The 20,635-nt window shown below is 70.2% G+C and carries 19 protein-coding genes; 13 read left to right on the top strand and 6 right to left on the bottom strand.

The window, feature by feature from the left end; genetic code table 11:
- Positions 1-50 precede the first annotated feature (50 nt).
- The 5 genes from ABLE88_RS15535 to coxB form a co-directional block, all read right to left on the bottom strand.
- The gene (locus ABLE88_RS15535; protein WP_510182911.1) at positions 51-647 is read right to left on the bottom strand and encodes a cytochrome c oxidase assembly protein; all 597 of its coding nucleotides are present in this window, start codon (positions 645-647) and stop codon (positions 51-53) included.
- Between the two features lie 138 nt (positions 648-785).
- Positions 786-986, bottom strand: coding sequence for a cytochrome c oxidase system small membrane protein (locus tag ABLE88_RS15530; RefSeq protein WP_348832603.1), 201 nt, complete (start codon positions 984-986; stop codon positions 786-788).
- Positions 983-1,957: a heme o synthase gene (locus ABLE88_RS15525; RefSeq protein WP_348832602.1), complete on the bottom strand. Its 975-nt coding sequence runs from the start codon at positions 1,955-1,957 to the stop codon at positions 983-985. The genes ABLE88_RS15530 and ABLE88_RS15525 overlap by 4 nt, the downstream gene beginning before the upstream one ends.
- Before the next feature lie 254 nt (positions 1,958-2,211).
- Entirely contained in the window at positions 2,212-3,834 is a 1,623-nt protein-coding gene (ctaD, locus tag ABLE88_RS15520; RefSeq protein ID WP_348832601.1) for a cytochrome c oxidase subunit I, read from the bottom strand.
- A gap of 134 nt (positions 3,835-3,968) precedes the next feature.
- On the bottom strand, positions 3,969-4,814 hold the full coding sequence (coxB, locus tag ABLE88_RS15515) for a cytochrome c oxidase subunit II (protein ID WP_348832600.1): 846 nt from the start codon (positions 4,812-4,814) through the stop codon (positions 3,969-3,971).
- Positions 4,815-5,300: 486 nt separating this feature from the next.
- Here coxB and ABLE88_RS15510 point away from each other — a divergent pair, with 486 nt between their 5' ends.
- The 3 genes from ABLE88_RS15510 (at position 5,301) to ABLE88_RS15500 (ending at position 9,141) form a co-directional block, all read left to right on the top strand.
- Entirely contained in the window at positions 5,301-5,873 is a 573-nt protein-coding gene (locus ABLE88_RS15510; protein WP_348832599.1) for an invasion associated locus B family protein, read from the top strand.
- 216 nt (positions 5,874-6,089) lie between these two features.
- Positions 6,090-7,937: a monovalent cation:proton antiporter-2 (CPA2) family protein gene (locus ABLE88_RS15505; protein WP_348832598.1), complete on the top strand. Its 1,848-nt coding sequence runs from the start codon at positions 6,090-6,092 to the stop codon at positions 7,935-7,937.
- 211 nt (positions 7,938-8,148) lie between these two features.
- A complete protein-coding gene (locus ABLE88_RS15500; RefSeq protein WP_348832597.1) occupies positions 8,149-9,141 on the top strand; it encodes a DUF937 domain-containing protein in 993 nt (330 codons plus the stop codon).
- A 269-nt stretch (positions 9,142-9,410) separates the two neighbouring features.
- Here the strand turns inward: ABLE88_RS15500 and ABLE88_RS15495 are convergent, their stop codons facing one another.
- Positions 9,411-9,728 (bottom strand): DUF1127 domain-containing protein, encoded by a 318-nt coding sequence (locus ABLE88_RS15495; RefSeq protein ID WP_348832596.1) that lies wholly within the window; start codon positions 9,726-9,728, stop codon positions 9,411-9,413.
- A gap of 254 nt (positions 9,729-9,982) precedes the next feature.
- Between ABLE88_RS15495 and ABLE88_RS15490 the strand changes: the two genes are divergently transcribed.
- The 10 genes from ABLE88_RS15490 (at position 9,983) to ABLE88_RS15445 (ending at position 20,571) form a co-directional block, all read left to right on the top strand.
- On the top strand, positions 9,983-10,864 hold the full coding sequence (locus ABLE88_RS15490; RefSeq protein WP_348832595.1) for a LysR substrate-binding domain-containing protein: 882 nt from the start codon (positions 9,983-9,985) through the stop codon (positions 10,862-10,864).
- Positions 10,865-11,016: 152 nt separating this feature from the next.
- Positions 11,017-12,459: a cryptochrome/photolyase family protein gene (locus ABLE88_RS15485; RefSeq protein WP_348832594.1), complete on the top strand. Its 1,443-nt coding sequence runs from the start codon at positions 11,017-11,019 to the stop codon at positions 12,457-12,459.
- A gap of 85 nt (positions 12,460-12,544) precedes the next feature.
- Positions 12,545-13,576, top strand: coding sequence for a cysteine synthase A (locus ABLE88_RS15480; RefSeq protein ID WP_348832593.1), 1,032 nt, complete (start codon positions 12,545-12,547; stop codon positions 13,574-13,576).
- A gap of 33 nt (positions 13,577-13,609) precedes the next feature.
- Positions 13,610-14,458, top strand: coding sequence for a 3-mercaptopyruvate sulfurtransferase (gene sseA, locus ABLE88_RS15475; RefSeq protein WP_348832592.1), 849 nt, complete (start codon positions 13,610-13,612; stop codon positions 14,456-14,458).
- Positions 14,459-14,859: 401 nt separating this feature from the next.
- The gene (rfbC, locus tag ABLE88_RS15470; RefSeq protein ID WP_348832591.1) at positions 14,860-15,435 is read left to right on the top strand and encodes a dTDP-4-dehydrorhamnose 3,5-epimerase; all 576 of its coding nucleotides are present in this window, start codon (positions 14,860-14,862) and stop codon (positions 15,433-15,435) included.
- A 15-nt stretch (positions 15,436-15,450) separates the two neighbouring features.
- The gene (gene rfbB, locus ABLE88_RS15465) at positions 15,451-16,500 is read left to right on the top strand and encodes a dTDP-glucose 4,6-dehydratase (protein ID WP_348832590.1); all 1,050 of its coding nucleotides are present in this window, start codon (positions 15,451-15,453) and stop codon (positions 16,498-16,500) included.
- Positions 16,497-17,405 carry a dTDP-4-dehydrorhamnose reductase gene (gene rfbD, locus ABLE88_RS15460; protein WP_348832589.1) on the top strand — a complete coding sequence of 303 codons (909 nt, stop codon included), beginning with the start codon at positions 16,497-16,499 and terminating at the stop codon, positions 17,403-17,405. Before rfbB ends, rfbD begins: the two co-directional genes overlap by 4 nt.
- Positions 17,402-18,274, top strand: coding sequence for a glucose-1-phosphate thymidylyltransferase RfbA (rfbA, locus tag ABLE88_RS15455; RefSeq protein WP_348832588.1), 873 nt, complete (start codon positions 17,402-17,404; stop codon positions 18,272-18,274). Before rfbD ends, rfbA begins: the two co-directional genes overlap by 4 nt.
- Positions 18,275-18,617: 343 nt before the next feature.
- A complete protein-coding gene (locus ABLE88_RS15450; protein ID WP_348832587.1) occupies positions 18,618-19,217 on the top strand; it encodes an SIS domain-containing protein in 600 nt (199 codons plus the stop codon).
- Between the two features lie 4 nt (positions 19,218-19,221).
- Positions 19,222-20,571: a D-glycero-alpha-D-manno-heptose-1,7-bisphosphate 7-phosphatase gene (locus ABLE88_RS15445; protein WP_348832586.1), complete on the top strand. Its 1,350-nt coding sequence runs from the start codon at positions 19,222-19,224 to the stop codon at positions 20,569-20,571.
- The last annotated feature ends 64 nt before the right edge of the window (positions 20,572-20,635 follow it).

Raw genomic sequence — 20,635 nt, 5'->3', positions numbered from 1 at the left:
CCGAACACATGCGCCGATCCGCGTGCGAGGCAAGCGGATCGGCGCGTGCCCTAGAGGGGCTTGCCGTCCCGGCCCGTGCTTGGGCCCTCCGCGCGCGCTCCCGGCTTCGCCGGCGCCTTGGAGGGGAAGAAGGTGTAGGACAGCGTGATGGTCTTCAGGCCCTTGAGGTCCGGATCGTCGACGATCGACGGGTCCAGATAGAACACCACCGGCATGTCGAGCCGCTCGCCGGCCGACAGCCGCTGCTCCTCGAAGCAGAAGCACTGGAGCTTGACGAAATAGGCGCCCGCCTGGGCCGGCGTGACGTTGTAGGTGGCATTGCCGCGGGTCTCGACGCCGGTGTGGTTCTCGGCCTCGTAATGGGCGAGCGAGGTCTCGCCGATCTTGACCCTCATGCTGCGCTGGACCGGGCGGAAGGCCCAGGACAGGCCCGGCGCCACATTGGCGTCGAAGCGGATCTCCACCGTACGGTCGATGGGCGTCGGCGCCGGTTCGCCGCTGGCCACCCGGGTCGCGCCGCCGAAGCCGGTCAGCGAACAGAACATGGCATAGAGCGGCACCGAGGCGTAGGTGACGCCGACCATGGCGGCGATGAAGGCGAGGCAGGCGACCGCGATCAGCCGGTGGCGGCCATCGAGCCCCCGCACCGGTCCACCGCCCGTGGTCTGGTCCTTCTTGAGCTTCACCTTCGCGTCTTCCTTCCAGCCCGTGCCCCGCCCGCGGTCCACCTTCTTCGATTGCCTCCCCTCGGATCTCCGCCCGATGCCCCGTCCCCTCGCTCCCCGTCAGAGCGGGCGGTTGAGCACGTTGGGGCCGAGCTTCACGATCGTCACCACATAGAACAGGATCGCCAGGAACCCGAGGACGGAGGCGATCGCGATGTTGCGCGCCCGCCGCCGCCGGACCTGCTCCGGCGTCAAAACCACACCCTGCTCGTCCTCCCCCTTCTCGTCCTTGGGGGGAAGCGGAGCCTTGTCCCCGTTCATGCTGCGCCGAGGCCCGTGAGGCCGGGCAGCAGCCGTCCCACCAGCGCCTCGCCCAGCAGCGTCGCAAACAGCAGGAACAGATAGAGGATCGAGAAGCCGAATAGCGCCTTCGCGGCCGCCACCGCCGCGGCGCCCTCCCGGCGGCGATAGACGCGCAAGGCGAGATGGACCAGGACCGCGCCGAGCAGCGTCGCCACGCCGCCATAGACCGCGCCGGCGAAGCCGAGCACGGCCGGGCTGATGGCGAGCGGCACCAGGACCAGCGTGTAGAGCAGGATCTGGCGACGCGTCTCGTCGGGACCCGCGCTCACCGGCAGCATGGGCACGCCCGCGCGGGCATAATCGTCCGCCCGGTAGAGGGCGAGCGCCCAGAAATGGGGCGGCGTCCAGAAGAAGATGATGGAGAAGAGCAGCACCGGCTCAAGGCTCACGGAGCCGGTGGCGGCGGCCCAGCCGACCAGCGGCGGGAAGGCGCCGGCGGCGCCGCCAATGACGATGTTCTGCGGCGTCGAGCGCTTCAGCCACACGGTGTAGATCACTACGTAGAAGAAGATGGTGAAGGCGAGCAGCGCCCCAGCGAGCGCGTTCACCAGCAGCCCGAGCACCACCACCGAGAAGGCCGAGAGGGTGAGGCCGAAGGCCAGCGTCTCCTCCGCCGACACCCGGCCCGAGGGGATGGGCCGGCGGGCGGTGCGCGTCATGACGGCGTCGATGTCCCGGTCCCACCACATGTTGAGCGCGCCCGAGGCGCCGGCGCCCACGGCGATGCACAGCAGCGCGGTGAAGGCGAGCACGGGATGCATGTCCCCCGGCGCGCGCACGAGACCCACCAGCGCGGTGAAGATGACGAGCGACATCACCCGCGGCTTCAGCAGCTCCACGAAGTCGGCCGGCCCGGCGAGCCCCTCCCCCGCCTGCGGCCGGCAGGCCGCGGCGTCGGTCTTGGAAAGGCTCACGCTCACGTCACTCATCATTCGTTACCCTCGACCCGGAGCAGATCCGAAACCGCCCCGTTTCCCCTGGCGCCGATGCTCTGGCGCCGTGCTTCGGGGTGACATGGCCCTCGATCACCCGCAGATTCAGCCCCTGCGGTGGGTCTTTCTCAGCGGCCAGCGGCCGGCTTGGACCCCGGCTTGGGCCGGGAGCCGAAGCAAGCGTTCCGCCCCTGGGCCGGTCCCGGCCGCGCACCGGAAGGCGAACCTCCGAGGGCCGGCCGCCGCCGCGCTCACTTGATGCGCGGCAGCACCTCGAACTGGTGGTAGGGCGGCGGCGACGGCAGCGTCCACTCGAGGGTGGTCGCCCCCTCGCCCCACGGGTTCGCGGCGGCCTTCTCCTTGCGGATGAAGGCAAGCGCGGTGCCGGTGAGGAAGATCAGCACCGCCACGCCCGAAATGTACGAGCCGATGGAGGAGATGAAGTTCCAGTGGGCATAGGCGTCCGGATAGTCCGCATAGCGGCGCGGCATGCCGGCGAGGCCGAGGAAATGCTGCGGGAAGAACACCAGGTTCACGCCGATGAAGGTGACCCAGAAGTGCAGCTTGCCCCAGAATTCGGGGATCATGTAGCCGAACATCTTCGGGAACCAATAGTACCAGCCCGCGAAGATGGCGAACACGGCGCCGAGCGACAGCACGTAGTGGAAGTGCGCCACCACGTAATAGGTGTCGTGCAGCGAGCGGTCGATGCCGGCATTCGACAGCACCACGCCGGTGACGCCGCCCACCGTGAACAGGAAGATGAAGCCGATCGCCCACAGCATGGGGGTGCGGAACTGGATCGAGCCGCCCCACATGGTGGCGATCCAGGAGAAGATCTTCACCCCCGTGGGCACGGCGATGATCATCGTGGCGGCGACGAAGTAGGACTGCGTGCCGGAGGACAGGCCGACCGTGTACATGTGGTGCGCCCACACCACGAAGCCCACCACGCCGATGGCGACCATGGCGTAGGCCATGCCGAGATAGCCGAACACCGGCTTGCGCGAGAAGGTGGAGACGATGTGGGAGATCAGCCCGAAGCCGGGCAGGATCAGGATGTACACCTCGGGATGGCCGAAGAACCAGAACAGATGCTGGAACAGGATCGGGTCGCCGCCGCCGGCCGGGTCGAAGAAGGTGGTGCCGAAGTTGCGGTCGGTGAGCAGCATGGTGATGGCGCCGGCGAGGACCGGCAGCGACAGCAGCAGCAGGAAGCCGGTGATCAGCTGCGACCAGGCGAACAGCGGCATCTTGTGCAGCGTCATGCCCGGGGCGCGCATGTTGAAGATGGTGGTGATGAGGTTGATGGCGCCGAGCAGCGAGGAGGCGCCGGCGATGTGCAGCGAGAAGATCAGAAGGTCCATGGCCGGGCCGGGATGGCCGAGCTTGGACGAGAGCGGCGGGTAGATGGTCCAGCCGCCGCCGAAGCCGTTCGAGCCCGGCGCGCCTTCCACGAACAGCGAGGCGAGCGCCAGGAGGAAGGACGGGGGCAGCAGCCAGAAGGCGATGTTGTTGATGCGCGGGAAGGCGGTGTCCGGCGCGCCGATCATCAGCGGCGCGAAGTAGTTGCCGTAGCCGCCGATGAGCGCGGGCATCACCATGAAGAAGATCATGATGAGGCCGTGGCCGGTGGTGAACACGTTGAAGGTCTGCGGATCGGAGAAGATCTGCATCCCCGGCTCCTGCAGCTCCATGCGGATGCCGATGGAGAGCGCGCCGCCCACGATCCCCGCCACGATGGCGAAGAGCAGGTACATCACGCCGATGTCCTTGTGGTTGGTGGAGAAGACCCAGCGCCTCCACCCCGTGGGGATGTGATCGTCGTGTGCGTCGTGGGAAGCCGCCTGGGTCCCGCTGCCGTAGCTCGCCATGCCCTTGATCCTCGGTTGCCCGGCGCGGCCGCTCGGCGGTCCGGCCCTGCATATGCTCTTACCGGAGCCGGGCCGCTGAGGCCCGGCGGTTCCTCATCGAATGCCGCCCGGGAGGACCCGGAGCGGCCCCGAGCTCACCGCGTCGAGGCGACGGTGAGCAGGCCGTTCGCGTCCGGGACGGAGGCGAACTTGGCCTTGGCCTGGGCGATCCAGGCCTCGAAGTCCTTCTCGCTCACCACGCGCACCGCGATCGGCATGAAGGCGTGGTCGCGGCCGCACAGCTCCGAGCACTGGCCGTGATAGACGCCCTCGCGGGCGGCGCGGAACCAGGTCTCGTTGAGACGGCCCGGCAAGGCGTCGATCTTGATGCCGAAGGACGGCACGGCGAAGGAGTGGATCACGTCGGCGGCGGTCACCTGCACGCGCACATTCTTGTTCACCGGGACCACCACCTCGTTGTCGACGGTGAGCAGCCGCGGCTGGCCGGGCTTCAGGTCCTTGGTGGCCACCATGTACGAATCGAAGCCGAAGCCGCCATTGTCCGGATATTCGTAGGACCAGTACCACTGATGGCCCGTGACCTTCACCGTGAGGTCGGCCTGCGGAACGTTCAGCTGCAGGTGCAGCAGCCGGAACGACGGCACCGCGATAACCACCAGGACCATCACCGGGAGCACCGTCCAGGCAACCTCGATCAGCGTGTTGTGGCTGGTCTTGGAGGGCACCGGATTGGCGCGCTCGTTGAAGCGCAGGATCACCACCACCAGCAGCACCAGCACCAGCAGCACGATCGACGTGATGATGATGAGCAGCATGGTGTTGAAGTCGTGGATGTCCTTCATGACCGGCGTGGCCGCGTCCTGGAGGTTGATCTGCCAGTCGGCCGGCTGGCCCATCTGGGCGTAGGCCGCGCCGGACGCGACCACCGCCGCGAGAAGGCTGCCGATGAAAAGTCCAGCGGCGCGAACGAGCGACATCATGGTCCAGGAAACTCCTTGGTCGGCGGAACGACGCCGAGTCTTTCCGGTGAATCTTCCGGTCTTTTTTGCCTCTGCGGGCGCGCGCCGGATCACGGCCGCCACGCTCCCTAGAATTCATCAAACACAATTGGTCGCGCCTTGCAATCGCGCGGATGGCGCCCAATTGGGCAAAATGCCCAAGGCCCTCCGGCGCCGCTCCCGGCGCTTCCCCATCTCCCCGATCAACGTATTGATGTATATGTGTTTTCGCGAGTTGAGAAGTGCCCCGACGCAACCTTCATGTCCTACCTAAATACCTAGGAAGAGACAAAATACCGCGCAGCCCGCGGGCGATGTCGAACCTTGGGCCGCGGGCGTGCCGCAGACGTCGGCGACCCGCCGCTGCCCCATTGTTGACAGGAAGGCTAGCGCATTAAGGCATTGGTTCACAAAATTCAGGTAAGGCAGACCCGACCGGCTTCAGCCGGGTCCCAGCCGGAGCACACGATGGTCCTGACGTTCCACGCCCGCCCCCGCGTCTTCCCGGACCATCGCGCCATGGCGCGCAGCGGAAATCGCGTCGGCGTGCTCCGCCTGCTCGTCGGCACGATCCTGCTGGCGCTCGCGGCGGCGCCGCGGCCGGTTGCGGCGCAGGGCGTGGTGAAGTCGGTGCATGGCGACTGGCAGATTCGCTGCGACACGCCCCCCGGCGCGCAGGGCGAGCAGTGCGTGCTGCTCCAGTCGGTGTTCGCCGACGACCGCCCCAATGTGGGGCTGACCGTGATCGTCCTGCGCACCGCCGACCAGAAGAGCCGGCTGCTGCGCGTGCTGGCGCCGCTCGGCGTGCTGCTGCCCGCGGGCCTCGGCCTCAAGGTCGACGACCAGGACGTGGGCCGCGCCGGCTTCGTGCGCTGCCTGCCGAACGGCTGCGTCGCCGAGGTGGTGATGGACGACGCCCTCGTCAATCGCCTGCGGACCGGCAAGCAGGCGATCTTCATCATCTTCCAGACCCCCGAGGAGGGAATCGGCGTGCCGCTCTCCCTCAACGGCTTCGCCGGCGGGTTCGACGAGCTGAAGTGAGCCGGGCGCGCCGGACGGCGCGCTCGCCGGTTCGCCCGCCGTTCCGGCTCCCGATGTCCCCCGGGGGGCATCGCCGGCGATGGCGGCACGGGGCGATGCGGCAACGGTCGTCCGGATCGGACAGCAAGCCTTGGCTCGGCCGCAGGACGGGCATGGTTTGGACATGCTCACTGACCAAAAGGTCCGGGGTCGGCGCGCAGTGGAGGGATGGCCGGGATGCATGGGGAAGACCACGAGCTGTTCATCGCTGCGCTCGCCTTTCTCTGCGCGGCGGTGATCTCCGTGCCGGTCGCCAAGCGGCTCGGCTTCTCGCCCGTGGTCGGCTATCTGCTGGTCGGAATCGCCATCGGTCCGGTGGGCTTCAACGTCGCCAATCCCTCGGTTGTCTCCACCGTCGCCGAGCTCGGCGTGGTGATGCTGCTGTTTCTCATCGGCATCGAGCTGAAGCCCTCCCACATCCTGTCCATGAGCCGCTATATCTTCGGCCTCGGGGCGGCGCAGCTGGTGGTGACCACGCTCCTGTTCGCGCTGCTGGCTGCCTTCGGCCTCGGCTTCGGCTTCGCCGCCGCCGTGGTGAGCGGCGTCGCCCTTTCCATCTCCGGCACCGCCATCGCGCTCCAGCTGCTGGGCGAGCGCGGCGACCTCGGCGCGCCCTACGGACAGCGCACCTTCTCCATCCTGCTGTTCCAGGACATGGCGGTGGTGCCGCTGCTGGCGCTCGTGCCGCTGCTCGCGCCCGGCTCCGCCGAACAGGCGACGGATCCCACCGCCACCGTGCTTCAGGCGCTGGGCGCGGCGGCGGCCATCGCCGTCATCGTCGTCTCCGGCCGGTTCCTGCTCAATCCGATCTTCCGCGTGCTCGCCCGCTCCGGCGCGCGCGAGGCCATGACGGCGGCGGCGCTGCTCGTGGTGCTGGGCGCGGCCGGGCTGATGCAGCTCGCCGGAATGTCCATGGCGCTCGGCGCCTTCCTCGCCGGCCTGCTGCTCTCGGAGAGCACCTTCCGGCACGAGATCGAAGCCAATCTCGACGGCTTCCGCGGCCTCCTGCTCGCGCTCTTCTTCATGAGCGTCGGCATGTCCTTGAACCTCGTGGTGGTGGGCGAGCACGTGGTCGCGCTCCTGATCGCCACCCTCGCCGTGGTCGGCATCAAGAGCGTGGTGGTCTACGGCGTGTTCCGCCAGGACGACATCGCCCCGGCGGAATCGCTGCTGGCCGCGGTGGCGCTCACGCCGGCGGGCGAGTTCGCCTTCGTGCTGTTCCCGCTCGCGCTCGCCACCGGCATCCTCAAGGGTCCGCAGGCCGACCTGCTGATCGCGCTCGCCGCGCTGACCATGATCGTCGGCCCGCTGCTGTTCGCCCTCGTGGGCCGTCTCGCGCCGGGCATTGCGCGGCGCACCTCGGCGCCCGAGCCCGAGCCCGACGACTTCGCCGAGGCCGACGGCTCGGTGCTGGTGATCGGCTTCGGCCGCTTCGGGCAGATCGTCGCCCAGTGCCTGCTGGCGGAAGGGGTGAGCGTCACCATCATCGACAACGACGTGGAGATGATCCAGTCCGCCGGCCGCTTCGGCGTGCACATCTATTATGGCGACGGCACCCGGCTCGACGTGCTGCGCGCAGCCGGCGCGGAGCAGGTGGAGGTGATCTGCGTGTGCGTCGACGACAAGGAGGACGCCAACCGCATCGTCGACATCGTCGGCTCCTCGATTCCCAACGCGCGGCTGTTCGTGCGCGCCTTCGACCGGGTGCATTCGATGGACCTGCTGCGCAAGGGCGTCGACTTCGAGATCCGCGAGACCCTCGAATCGGCCCTCGCCTTCGGCGGGCGCACCCTGGAGGCGCTGGGCTTCGCCACCAACTCCGCCGCCGCGCGGGTCGCCGACGTGCGGATGCGCGACCGCCGCCGCCTCGAGCGGCAGCTGGAGGAAGGCATCTTCGCGACCGACGACATGTGGACCAAGCGCAAGGTGGAGCCCGAGCCGCTCACCGCGCCCGAGAAGCCGGCGCGCCCGATCAACCCGGAGGCGCAGGACATCCTCACCCACGAGACCGAATTCTCGGGCTGAGCCGGCGCGGCGCCCAGGGACGCGAGCCGCGCAGACGTGAGCGGAAGCGGCTGCGATCCATTCGTGATTTCGGCGGAAGCATGGCATAAGGTTGATGCGGCGGGTGAGTCCGCCCGCGCCGGAGCCGATGCCCGGGGTGCCGAGATGGGTCGGAGCGAGGGCACCGTGGCGGTGCGGCTTTCGAGAAGAACCCGCTCCGACGGAGGCCGCCATGGACGAGTTTCTCCGGATGTTGAGTTCGGCCCAGGGCGGCAAGGGCATGGAGGCGCTCGCGCGGGCCTACGGGCTGTCGCTCCAGCAGGCGCAGTCCGCCGCCGAGGCCATGATTCCCGCGTTCGCGGAGGGCTTCCGCCATGCGACCCAGTCGCCCGAGGCGATGGGCTTTCTCATGTCGCTGATGGCGAACGGGCCTTACGGCGCGCTCTATGTGCAGCCGGCCGCGCCGTCCGAGCTCTCGCGCGCCGGCCAGACCGCGCTCGAGGCGGTGTTCGGATCGGGCGAGGTGAGCCGCGCCGTGGCGAATCAGGTCGCGGCCTCCACCGGCCTCGGCGTCGCCGTGGTGCGGCAGATGATGCCGTCCTACGCGGCGCTCATGGTGGGCGGGCTCTCGCGCTCGCTCGCCGCGTCGGGCGCGCTGCAGCAGATGCTCGCCGCGATGCTGAGCCGCATGCCGGGGGCGGAGCCGCCGCGCGCCGCGCCGCCGAGCACCGGCAATCCATGGATCGACGCATTCCTTGCCTTCGCGGCGCCGGAGCCGCGCATGCCCTCCACCGGCAATCCCTGGGCCGACGCGTTCGCCCGCTCCATGATGCAATACGCCCCCTCGGCTGCCCCGGCGCGCAGCGCCGGCAATGCCTGGCAGGAGGTGGTGAACGCCATGGCGAGCACCATGGCCCAGGTGGGGTCGCCCGCCCCCAGCGCCGCCCGGCCCGCGGCCGCTGCTGGCACCTCCCTGCCGTTCCAGGACTATTTCGCGCAGATGTTCGCCCAGGGCTTTCCCCCGCGCTTCCCCGGCGTGGACGAGGAGCCCCCGCGCTATGCCTTCCCCGATTACTGGTTGGAGATGATGACGCCGTCTTCGTCGGCCGAGCCGGCGCCTGGCGGCAAGCCGCGCCAGATCGACGGCCCGGGCGGTAAGCGCGAGGCCGCGAGCGAGCCGCCGCCCGGCGCCAAGCCCAAGGACCCGGGCAGCTCCGACAAATAGCGCTCCGGCCCGGTCCCTAGCCGGCCCGGCCGACGGCCGGCTACGGGCATCTGCCGCGCGCCGCCCGCACCCGCGCGAGCCGCCTCGACCCGGATTCCGTTACCAGTCGTTCTGACGGCGTCCGGTAGAACCGCGGTGCCCTCCGCGAGCATTCCCGGCGTCCGGAGCGACATGTGGACATAAAAACGGCCCGCGCCAGTTGCGGTTGGCGCGGGCCGAGGCGCGGCGGTGCCGAGGGGCGTGCCCGCCGGTTCGTGTGGCGCGCCGCCTCAGCGGGCGGCGCGCGAAAGCCGGGCCGCGGTGCGGCGCTCGCTCGCGCGCAGGGCCAGAATGCGGGTCGGGTCGGACAGGAGCGGGCCCGCCGTTGCGTCCCGCAGGTCGGCGCGCGTCAGCCCGATGTCGGACAGCATGTGGTCGTCGAGCCCGGCGAGCTCGTTGAGGGCATGGCGGCGCTCCATGGCGCGGCCGATGCCGCCCACCGCCGTCACGCCGGCACCGAACGCACGCGCGACGGCGAGCACGATGGCGGCCACCAGTTCGCCCACGGGGGCGACGGCGGAGCTGCGGGTTTCACCATGGACACTCATTTTCATCTCCATCGACGCGTGCCGGCGCCGACCCTCCTTCTCGGTCGGTCGCGGCCTTCAAAGCCACCCGATTTCACGCCCACGCTCTTGCTGACGGTGTTATTGCTCCGCACCAATGAATCACGCTAGCGAATGTTTTTCATCTCACCTATCATTAGTCGTGATGAATTGACCCGGGCGGCGCGGGCCCGCTGCGCCAAGCGTGGCGGGGCGGGGAGCCATGTGACAGCCCAAGGGTTGGCCGGGAGCAGATCATGAGCGTCCTCCTCGATCCGGACCAGCTGCGCACCTTCGTTGCGATCGCGGAGACCGGCAGCTTCACCCGGGCGGCGGAGGTTGTGCACAAGACCCAGTCGGCGGTCTCCATGCAGATGAAGCGCCTGGAGGAGCGGGTCGGCCGGCCCATCTTCTCGCGCGACGGGCGGGCCTCGCGCCTGACCGAGGACGGCGAGCGGCTGCTCGACTATGCCCGGCGCATCGTGAAGCTGAATCTCGAAGCGGTCTCGAGCTTCACCGACACCGCCCTCTCTGGCCGCGTCTGTCTGGGCGTGCCGGACGACTATGCCGACCGGTATCTGCCCGACATCATGGCCCGCTTCTCGCGCACCCACCCGTCGGTGGAGCTGACCGTGATCTGCGAGCCGTCGAGCGATCTCGCGCCGCGGGTGATCGCCGGCACCATCGACATCGCCATCATCACCAACACCGAGACCAGCGCCCGCAACGCCCAGGTGATCCGCCGCGAGCGGCTCATGTGGGTGTCCTCGGCGCGCCATGCGGTGCACCGGGAGACGCCGGTGCCGCTGGCGCTGGGGCGGCCGACCTGCGAATGGCGCGCGCTCGCGATCGCGCGCCTGTCCGGCGCCGGGCGCAGCCACCGGGTGCTCTACACCAGCCCCAACAGCGGCGCGGTCTCCGCCGCCGTCCTCGCGGGCCTGGCCGTATCCGTGTTCCCGGAATCGGCGCTGCGGCCGGGCATGCGGGTGCTCGGCACCGGCGACGGCTACCCGTCCTTGCCGCCGTGTGAGATCGGGCTGCTGCGCAGCCGGCACGAGCCCTCGCCGATCGCCGACGCGCTGGCCCATCACATCATCCAGGGGCTCGACAACCTGACGGAAGCCGAAGCCGCCCAGTAGGCCGGCGCGTTAACAGCCGCGGCAAAACGCGCTATGTCTCTGGTGCTGCATGTCTAATCTTGTGCACTGCAGCGGAGCGGCGGGCCAAAAGGGGGCGGCGGCGATGCGCGCCCTGAACCGTTCGGGCCGCGGCCGCGTAAGGACATGCCGAGATGCCGTCCGACACCCCTGCTTTGCTCTGGCTGCGCGACGACCTGCGGCTCGCCGACAACCCCGCCCTCACGTATGCGGCGCGGGGGGAGCGGCCGCTCGCCGCCCTGTTCGTCCTCGACGAGGACAGCCCCGGCATCCGCCCGCTCGGCGGGGCGGCGCGCTGGTGGCTCGCCGGTTCCCTGCGCGCGCTCGGGGCCGAGCTTGCGCGCCAGGGGGTGCCGCTGATCCTGCGGCGCGGGCCGGCGGCGCGGGTGGTGGGCGAGGTGGCATCCCAGATCGGGGCCGGGCTCATCGCCTTCAACGGGCGGGCCGGGGCGGCGGAGGCCAGGGTCGACCGCGCGGTGGCCGAGCGCCTGAAAAGCGAAGCGCGGGAAGTGGCGCGCGAACAGGCGCACCTTCTCCATCCGCCGGGCACGGTGGCGAGCGCGGCCGGGCGGATGCCGCGCACCTTCTCCGCCTTCCACCGCGCCGCCCTGAAACGGCCGATCTCCCCGCCTTTACCGGCCCCCAAGCACCTGCGCGGCCTCGCCATTTCGGTGGCGAGCGAGGCGCTCGACGAATGGGCGCTGGAGCCGTCCGCGCCCGACTGGGCCGGCGGCCTGCGGGCGGCCTGGACGCCCGGCGAGCGGGCCGCGCAGGAGCGCCTCAACGCCTTTATCGCGCAAGGACTTGATGGCTATGCGGAGGGGCGCGACCGGCCCGACCTCGCTCACGTCTCGCGCCTCTCCCCGCATCTGCGGTTCGGCGAGATTTCGCCGCGCCAGCTGATGTTTGCAATCCGCCATGCGGCGGCGGACGGCGCCGTTCCGGCGCGCGATGCGGCGAAGTTCGAGGCGGAGCTGTATTGGCGCGAATTCTCCCATCATCTGCTGGCAGAACAAGCAGATATCGCGCGAAGCAACATCCAGTCCGGGTTCGATGAATTCCCCTGGCGCGAGGCCCCCGGCGAGCTGAAGGCCTGGAAGCGCGGGCGCACCGGCTATCCCATCGTCGATGCCGGCATGCGCCAGCTGTGGCAGACCGGATGGATGCACAACCGCGTCCGGATGGTGGTCGCCTCCTTTCTTTCCAAGCACTTGCTGATGGATTGGCGCGCCGGCGAGACCTGGTTCTGGGACACGCTGGTGGACGCTGACCCGGCTAATAATCCCGCCAACTGGCAGTGGGTGGCGGGCAGCGGGCTCGACGCCGCCCCCTATTTCCGCATCTTCAACCCGGTGCTCCAGGGCGAGAAGTTCGATCCCTTGGGGGCCTATGTCCGCGCCTTCGTCCCTGAGATTCGCGCACTTCCCGCGCCGTTCATCCACCGTCCGTGGACCGCCGACGCCGCCACCCTCGCCGCGGCGGGCGTCCGGCTCGGCGCCACCTATCCCAAGCCGATCGTGGAGCACGGGGCGGCACGGGAGCGGGCGCTGCGGGCTCTTCAATCCACTAGAAAATAAAGTATTATTATTCATCGCCATATTCAGTTGATGGAATGTGGGAGATTGCCTAATTTACGTCGGATATTTGCTTGAAGGATTCATCATGACCCTCCGCGACGGAATTCTGGATGCCATCGGCCACACCCCCCTCATCCGCCTGAAGCGCGCCTCCGAGGCGACCGGGTGCGAGATCCTCGGCAAGGCCGAGTTCCTCAATCCCGGCCAGTCGGTCAAGGACCGCGCCGCGCTCGGCATCATCCAGGACGCGATGGCCCGCGGCGCGCTCCAGCCCGGCGGCGTGATCGTCGAGGGCACCGCCGGCAACACCGGCATCGGCCTCGCGCTGGTGGCGGCGCCGCTCGGCTTCCGCACCGTGATCGTCATCCCCGAGACCCAGTCCCAGGAGAAGAAGGACATGCTGCGGCTCGCCGGCGCCACGCTGGTGGAGGTGCCGGCCGTGCCCTATTCCAACCCCAACAATTACGTGAAGGTCTCCGGCCGCCTCGCCGAGGCGCTGGCGAAGAGCGAGCCCAACGGGGCGGTGTGGGCGAACCAGTTCGACAACGTGGCGAACCGGCAGGCGCACATCGACACCACCGGCCCGGAGATCTGGGATGACACCGCCGGCAAGGTGGACGGCTTCACCTGCGCGGTCGGCACCGGCGGCACGCTGGCCGGCGTCGCCATGGCGCTGAAGGACCGCAACAAGGACATCCGCGTCGCCTGCGCCGATCCCATGGGGGCGGCGCTCTACTCCTATTACACCACCGGCAAGCTGCATTCCGAGGGCTCGTCCATCACCGAGGGCATCGGCCAGGGGCGCATCACCGCCAATCTCGAGGGCGCGCCCATCGACACCGCGTTCCAGATCCCGGACGAGGAGGCGCTGCCCATCGTGTTCGACCTCCTGGAGCACGAGGGGCTGTGCCTCGGCGGCTCCTCGGGGGTGAACGTGGCCGGCGCCATCCGCCTCGCCAAGGAAATGGGGCCGGGGCACACCATCGTGACCATTCTCTGCGACTACGGCACGCGCTATCAGTCGAAGCTCTTCAATCCCGACTTCCTTCGTGGCAAGAACCTGCCCGTGCCCGGGTGGCTCGAGCGCAATGGCAAGGTGCCGAACGTGCTCGTCTGAGGCCCCCAGAACAAGAACAGGAGGACCCTCAGGATGCCTGCCGCCCCCAGCCCCTTCGTCTCCACCGAATGGCTCGCCGCGAACCTCGGCGCGCCCGACCTCGTGGTGGTGGACGCCTCCTGGCACCTTGCCCCCACCGGGCGCGACGGGCGGGCGGAATTCCTGGAGCGGCACATTCCCGGCGCGGTGTTCTTCGACCTCGACGGCATTTCCGACCATTCCAGTCCCCTGCCGCACATGCTGCCGGACCCGCACGCCTTCGCCCACGAGGTGAGCGCGCTCGGCATCGGCGACGGGCTGCGCATCGTCGTCTACGACGCCCTCGGTCTGCTCTCGGCGCCGCGCGTGTGGTGGACCTTCAAGGCCTTCGGCGCCTCGGACGTGATGCTGCTCGACGGCGGCCTGCCCAAGTGGCTGGCCGAGGCGCGCGAGATCGAAGCTGGCGCCGCCACCCGCGCGCCCGCGCATTTCACCGCCCGCCTCGACCATTCGGTGGTGGCCGGCCTGCCGCAGGTGGAGCGCGCCCTCGCCTCCGGCAGCGCCCAGCTGCTGGACGCCCGCTCCAAGGAGCGGTTCGCCGGCACCGCGCCCGAGCCGCGCGCCGGCCTGCCCTCCGGCCACATGCCGGGCAGCCTCAATCTGCCCCATTCGGAGGTGGTAGCTGACGGCCGGCTCGCCGACGCCGAGACCATCCGCGCGGCGGTGGCGCAGAGCGGGCTCGATTTGTCGCGCCCGGTGATCACCACCTGCGGCTCCGGCGTCTCGGCGGCGATCCTGTGGCTCGCCTTGGAGCGCATCGGCAAGCGCCCGCTCGCGCTCTATGACGGCTCCTGGACCGAATGGGCCTCAAGCGGCAAGCCGGTGGAGACCGACGCGGCCTAGGGCCGCGGCTCGGCCGGCGCCGCGAAAATCGGGCGACGACGGAACAGGCGGGATTGCCGGCTGCGCCGGAGCTTCCCGCTGGACCCTGGCTCTGCGCTCCGGCTGCGCCGGCGCTTGGCCGGGGAACACAGCGCCGGCTGCGCCGGCGCTGTGCGGAGAATGGGCATGTGTCCGCGCCCCTCTCGCGGACGCCTTCGGCTGCCGCGTGCCCCAGCCGACCGCAGCGAAGCAGAGGCCGAGCCGGGGCCCAGCGCAGGACGTCCGCCGAAGGCGACTTCTTCCCCCACCTTTGCCGCGCCTCAACCGCTTCCGCCAGCAATGGTCTCTTTCCTCCGGGCGGCGCCGGCTCTAGAAGCGCGGAGCCGCCGGCATCCGCTTGCTCGACAAAGAGCCTCTTCGCCATGACCACCTTCACCCCGCTCGCCCTCCCCGAGGTGATCCTCGCGACGCCGCGCCGCTTTGGCGATCGGCGCGGCTATTTCTGCGAGACCTACGTCAAGCCGCGCTACGCCGCCGGCGGCATCGTCGCCGATTTCGTGCAGGACAATGAGAGCCTCTCCGAAACTCCCGGCACCATCCGCGGCCTGCATTTGCAGGCGCCCCCCTTCGCCCAGGCGAAGCTGGTGCGGGTGCTGGACGGCGCGGTGTTCGACGTCGCCGTTGACGTGCGCAAGGGCTCGCCCACCTTTGGCCGGTGGACCGGGGCGAGACTGACCGCCGAGGGCGGCGAGCAGCTGTTCATCCCGCAGGGGTTTGCCCACGGCTTCGTCACACTCGCTCCAGGAACCCGGGTCGCCTATAAGGTGGACGGGCTCTACGACACGGCGAGCGAGCGCGGGATCATCTGGAACGACCCCGACCTCGCCATCGACTGGGGGGTCGCGGCGGAGGCGGCGGTGCTGTCCGGCAAGGACCTGGTGCTGCCGCGCTTCAAGGATTTCGACAGCCCCTTCGCCCATCGGGCGGAGCGGCGGTAACGGCGGACGGATGGCATGCGCGTATTGGTGACGGGGGGCGCGGGCTTCATCGGCTCGGCGGTGGTGCGGCGCCTCATGGGGCTCGGGCACCAGGTGCTCACCTTCGACAAGCTCACCTATGCGGGCAATCTCGGCACCCTGGCGAGCGTCATGGAGCACGAGCGCCACGCCTTCCTGAAGGCCGACATCTGCGATGCCGGCGCGGTCAGGTCCGCCTTCGCCTCCTTCCGGCCCGAACTGGTGATGCACCTCGCCGCCGAGAGCCATGTGGACCGCTCCATCGACGGGCCGGGCGAGTTCATCAATACCAACGTGGTCGGCACCTACACGTTGCTGCAGGAGGCGCTGCGCCACTTCCGCGCGCTGCCGGAGGGCGAGCGCGCAGGCTTCCGCTTCCACCACATCTCCACCGACGAGGTGTTCGGCAGCCTCGGGCCCGAGGGCCTGTTCCGCGAGGACACGCCCTATCAGCCCAATTCCCCCTATTCGGCCTCCAAGGCGGCCTCCGACCATCTGGTGCGGGCCTGGTTCCACACCTATGGCCTGCCGGCGGTGATGTCGAACTGCTCGAACAATTACGGGCCCTTCCACTTCCCCGAGAAGCTCATCCCCCTCGTCATCCTCAACGCGCTCGAAGGCACGCCGCTGCCGGTCTACGGCACCGGCGAGAACGTGCGGGACTGGCTGTTCGTGGAGGACCACGCCGAGGCGCTGGTGCTGATCGCCACCAAGGGCCGGCCGGGCGAGAGCTACAACGTCGGCGGGGCAGCTGAGCGGCGCAACATCGACGTGGTGCGCGCCATCTGCGGCGTGCTCGACCGGCGCGTGCCGGACCCGCGGATCGGCCCGCGCGAGAGCCTGATCCGCTTCGTCACCGACCGTCCCGGCCACGATGCGCGCTACGCCATCGACTTCTCCAAGCTCGCGCGCGAACTCGGCTGGACGCCGCGCCACAGCTTCGAGAGCGGGCTCGAGGCGACGGTGGACTGGTATCTCGCCAACCGCGACTGGTGGGAGCCGCTGCGCGCCCGCTACCAGGGCCAGCGCCTGGGCCTCGCATCGTGACGCGCATCCTGCTGTTCGGCGCCGGCGGCCAGCTCGGCCGCGAGATCTGCGACCGCGCCCAGGCGCGCGGGACCGAGCTGGTGGCCCTCGACCACGCCGCGCTCGACGTGTGCGACCCGGTGGCGGTGGCCCGCGCGCTCGAGGCCCACCGCCCCGGCGCGGTGATCAACGCCGCCGCTTATACCGGCGTGGACAAGGCCGAGAGCGAGCCGGCGCTCGCCGCCCGCGCCAACGCCTTCGCCCCCGGCCACATGGCCGAGCGCTGCGGGCGCTACCGCACGCCGCTGGTCCACGTCTCCACCGACTATGTGTTCGACGGCACCAAGCCGGGCGCCTATGTGGAGGCCGACCCGGTGGCGCCGCTCGGCGTCTACGGGCGCACCAAGGCGGCGGGCGAGGCGGCGGTGCGGGCCGCCACCGAGCGCCACATCATCGTGCGCACCTCCTGGGTCTATGGCCCGTACGGCAACAATTTCCTCAAGACCATGCTGCGCCTCGCCGGCGAGCGCGACCGCCTGACCGTGGTGGCGGACCAGCGCGGCTGCCCGACGGCGACGCGCGACCTCGCCGAGGCGCTGCTGACGGCGGCGGAGGCGGCGGCCCGGGGCGAGGCGCGGTTCGGCACCTACCATTTCGCCGGCGCCGGCGCGACCACCTGGCACGGCTTCGCCGGTGCCATCGTCGCCGCCGCCGCCCGGCATACCGGGCGCAAGCCCGAGGTGGCGCCCATCTCCACCGCCGAATACCCGACCCCGGCCCGGCGGCCCAGGAATTCGGAGCTGTCGAGCGCCTTGTTCGAGCGCACCTTCGGCGTCAAGGCGGCGCCATGGCCGCAGCGGGTGGACGAAGTGGTGGACCAGCTCCTCGGCCAGGCGGCCGGGACCGGCAGCGCGGAGGCAAAGTGAAGGGCATCATCCTCGCCGGAGGTTCCGGCACCAGGCTCCACCCGATCACCCTCGTCGTGTCCAAGCAATTGCTGCCGGTCTACGACAAGCCGATGATCTATTATCCGCTCTGCACGCTGATGATGGCGGGCATCCGGGACATCTTGATCATCACCACGCCCCACGACGCGGCGCTGTTCAAGGCGCTGCTGAAGGACGGCTCGCAGTTCGGCATCGCGCTCACCTATGCGGTGCAGGAGCATCCGCGCGGGCTCGCCGACGCCTTCATCGTCGGCCGGAACTTCGTCGGCGACGACCAGGTGGCCCTGGTGCTGGGCGACAACCTGTTCTTCGGCCACGGCCTGCCGGAGCTGATGCAGGAGGCCGCCCGCCGCACCGCGGGCGCCACCGTGTTCGGCTATCCGGTCACCGATCCCGAGCGCTACGGCGTGGTGGAGATGGACAAGAGCGGCCGCGTGCTCTCGCTCGAGGAGAAGCCGGCGAAGCCGAAGTCCAACCTCGCGGTGACCGGGCTCTATTTCTACGACAACCAGGTGGTGGAGATCGCCGCCGGCCTGGAGCCCTCGCCGCGGGGCGAGATCGAGATCACCGACGTGAACAAGGCCTATCTGGAGCGCGGCCAGCTGCACGTCTCCATGATGGGGCGCGGCTTTGCCTGGCTCGACACCGGCACCCCGGATTCGCTCGTCGAGGCCGCGCAGTTCGTGCAGATCATCGAGAAGCGCCAGGGCCTGCGGGTCTCCGCCCCCGAGGAGGTGGCGTTCCGCGCCGGCTTCATCGACGAGGCGCAATTGCGCGCCCAGGCGAAGGCATTCGCCAAGTCCACCTACGGCGCGTACCTGAGCCGCCTCGCGGACGAGGGCGTCTAGGCGGCAAAGGACGCAGCTGGACTCCCGACGCCCGTGTGCGCCGTCCGTCCCCGGCGTGTCCGGGGATCCGCCCTGCGGGCGGGCGGCCGCCGGTTCCCGAGGCGCGGCGCGCGCGGCCCCGGGGCGGCCCCGGACCAGCCGGGGCATGACGGCCTCAAATGGAGCAAGGGTTTAGTATAACAGTGCGCGCGCGGCCTCCTGGCCCAAAAAGACAAGCGGCTCCGGCGGTTAACGGTATCGCGGGAAGGAAGATCGTTTGGCGCCCGCGCCCTTCCCTGCTAAACCGCTGCCAGAAACGACATGCGGCCGCGGCGCCCTTGCGCCGCACCGCCGACCGGACACCATGAAGACCAGCGACCAGAAGGCGATCGCCGACTATCTCGACCAGTCCCGCGCGGCGCTGGAGGCGGCGCTTGCCGCGCCGGCCTTCCTCGCCGCCGCCGCCGCGGTGACCGAGGCGTGGGTGAAATGCCTCGGCGCCGGGGGCAAGGTGCTGCTGTTCGGCAATGGCGGCAGCGCCGGCGACGCCCAGCACATCGCCGGCGAGCTGCTCTCGCGCTTCCGCTACGACCGCGCCCCGCTGCCGGCGCTGGCGCTGACGGTGGACAGCTCGGTGCTGACCGCGATCGCCAACGATTACGGCTACGAGCAGGTGTTCTCGCGCCAGGTGGCGGGCCTCGCCAAGGCCGGCGACGTGGCGGTGGGAATCTCCACCTCGGGCCGCTCGCCCAACGTGGTGGAGGGCCTGCGCATGGCGCGCGCGTGCGGCGCCGTGGCGATCGGCTTCACCGGCGAGGACCCGCGCGACATGGGGCCCTTGTGCGACCTCGTGCTCGCCGCCCCCTCCGCCTCCACCCCGCTGATCCAGCAGGTGCACCTCTCCACCGCCCACGCCATCTGCGAGCGGGTGGAGGCGCGCCTGTTCCCGCGGACCGGCCGGTGACGCCATGCGGGCCGGCCACGCCTTCGCGGAAGACGCGCCCGACACGGCGGTCGTCCTGCTCGGCGCGGCGGACACCTCCGCCGAGGGCGACGTCGCCCGGCTGCAGCGGCTGATCGCCGAGGCGGGGCGCCACGGCTTTTCCGCCGTCCTCATCCTCCACGCGCCGGCCTGCACCTTCGTGGTGGAGGAGGCGCTCTCCGCCCTGCCGGTTCTCGTGCCCATGCCGAAGGTGGAGAGCTTCGCCACCGGCGCGCCGTTCGCCACTTTGCGCACCCGCCTGCCCGATCTCGGCCAGCGCATCCTGGTGGCGAGCGGGCTGACGCTGCCGGAGGTCAACTGGCTCGATCTGATGGCGGCGGTGGCGCCGGCGCGGGCCGGGGTCGCGGCGCTCTACGAGGGAACGGCCGACGCCCCGTTTCTGCTGGAGCAGGACCAGGCGCTCCCCGGCCGGCGCCAGGGCGACGATCCGCGCCACGGCTTCGCCGGCCTCGCCCTGCTCGAGAACCACGCTCTGGCGGGGCTCGGCGATGCGGTGACCCTCGCCGCCGCCTTGCGCCGCCTCGCCGAGGCCGGCACGCTGGGCGGACGGCTCGCCCCCGCCCCCGCCAAGCTGCCGACCGAGATCCGCACGCCCCGCCCGGCGCTGTTCCTCGACCGCGACGGCACGCTCAATGTCGATTACGGCTATGTCTACGATCCCGGCCGCCTGGTGTTCCTGCCCGGCGCGGCGGCGGCGGTGAAGCGCGCCAACGACCTCGGCTTCTACGTGTTCCTGGTCACCAACCAGTCCGGCGTCGGGCGCGGCTATTACACCGAGGCCGACGTCGAGCAGTGCAACGCCACGCTGCAGCGCCATTTGCGCGCCTTCGGCGCCCATCTCGACGACGTGCGCTACTGCTCCGACCATCCCGACGCGCTGATCGAGGCCTATCGTCGCCCCACCGGCTGGCGCAAGCCGGCGCCGGGGATGTTGATCGACCTCATGGAACACTGGCCGGTGCTGCGCGAGAAGAGCCTGATGGTGGGCGACAAGGACAGCGACGTGGGCGCCGGCCGCGCCGCCGGCGTGGACGCCGTCAAGTTCGAGGGCGGCGACCTCGACGCCTTCCTCGGCCCGCTGCTGCTGGCAGAGCGCAACGTGCCGGACCTGGCCGCTTCTGCGCCCGGGGAAGCGGAGCCCGAGCCCGATCCGCCGGCGCCCGTCGCGGCCCTCCCCGCCGCGCCGCCGGAGCCGGCGCCGGAGGCTGCGCCCCCGCCGCGCGATGCTGCTCCGCCGCAGCGCGCGCCGCAGCCTGCGGCGGAAAGGGCCTCGGGACATGCCGTCGCACTTTTTCCGCCAGATCACATCCTGTAGGGTGGATTTGAAGCTTCCCACAATGTGGATCGGTATTTCGCCGCCAATCCGCGCGGCGCACGAC

The organism is Xanthobacter luteus (assembly GCF_040049235.1).
Taxonomy (GTDB): domain Bacteria; phylum Pseudomonadota; class Alphaproteobacteria; order Rhizobiales; family Xanthobacteraceae; genus Xanthobacter.
The sequence above is the reverse complement of the archived record's forward strand: the minus strand, read 5'-3'. Positions and strand labels throughout refer to the sequence as shown.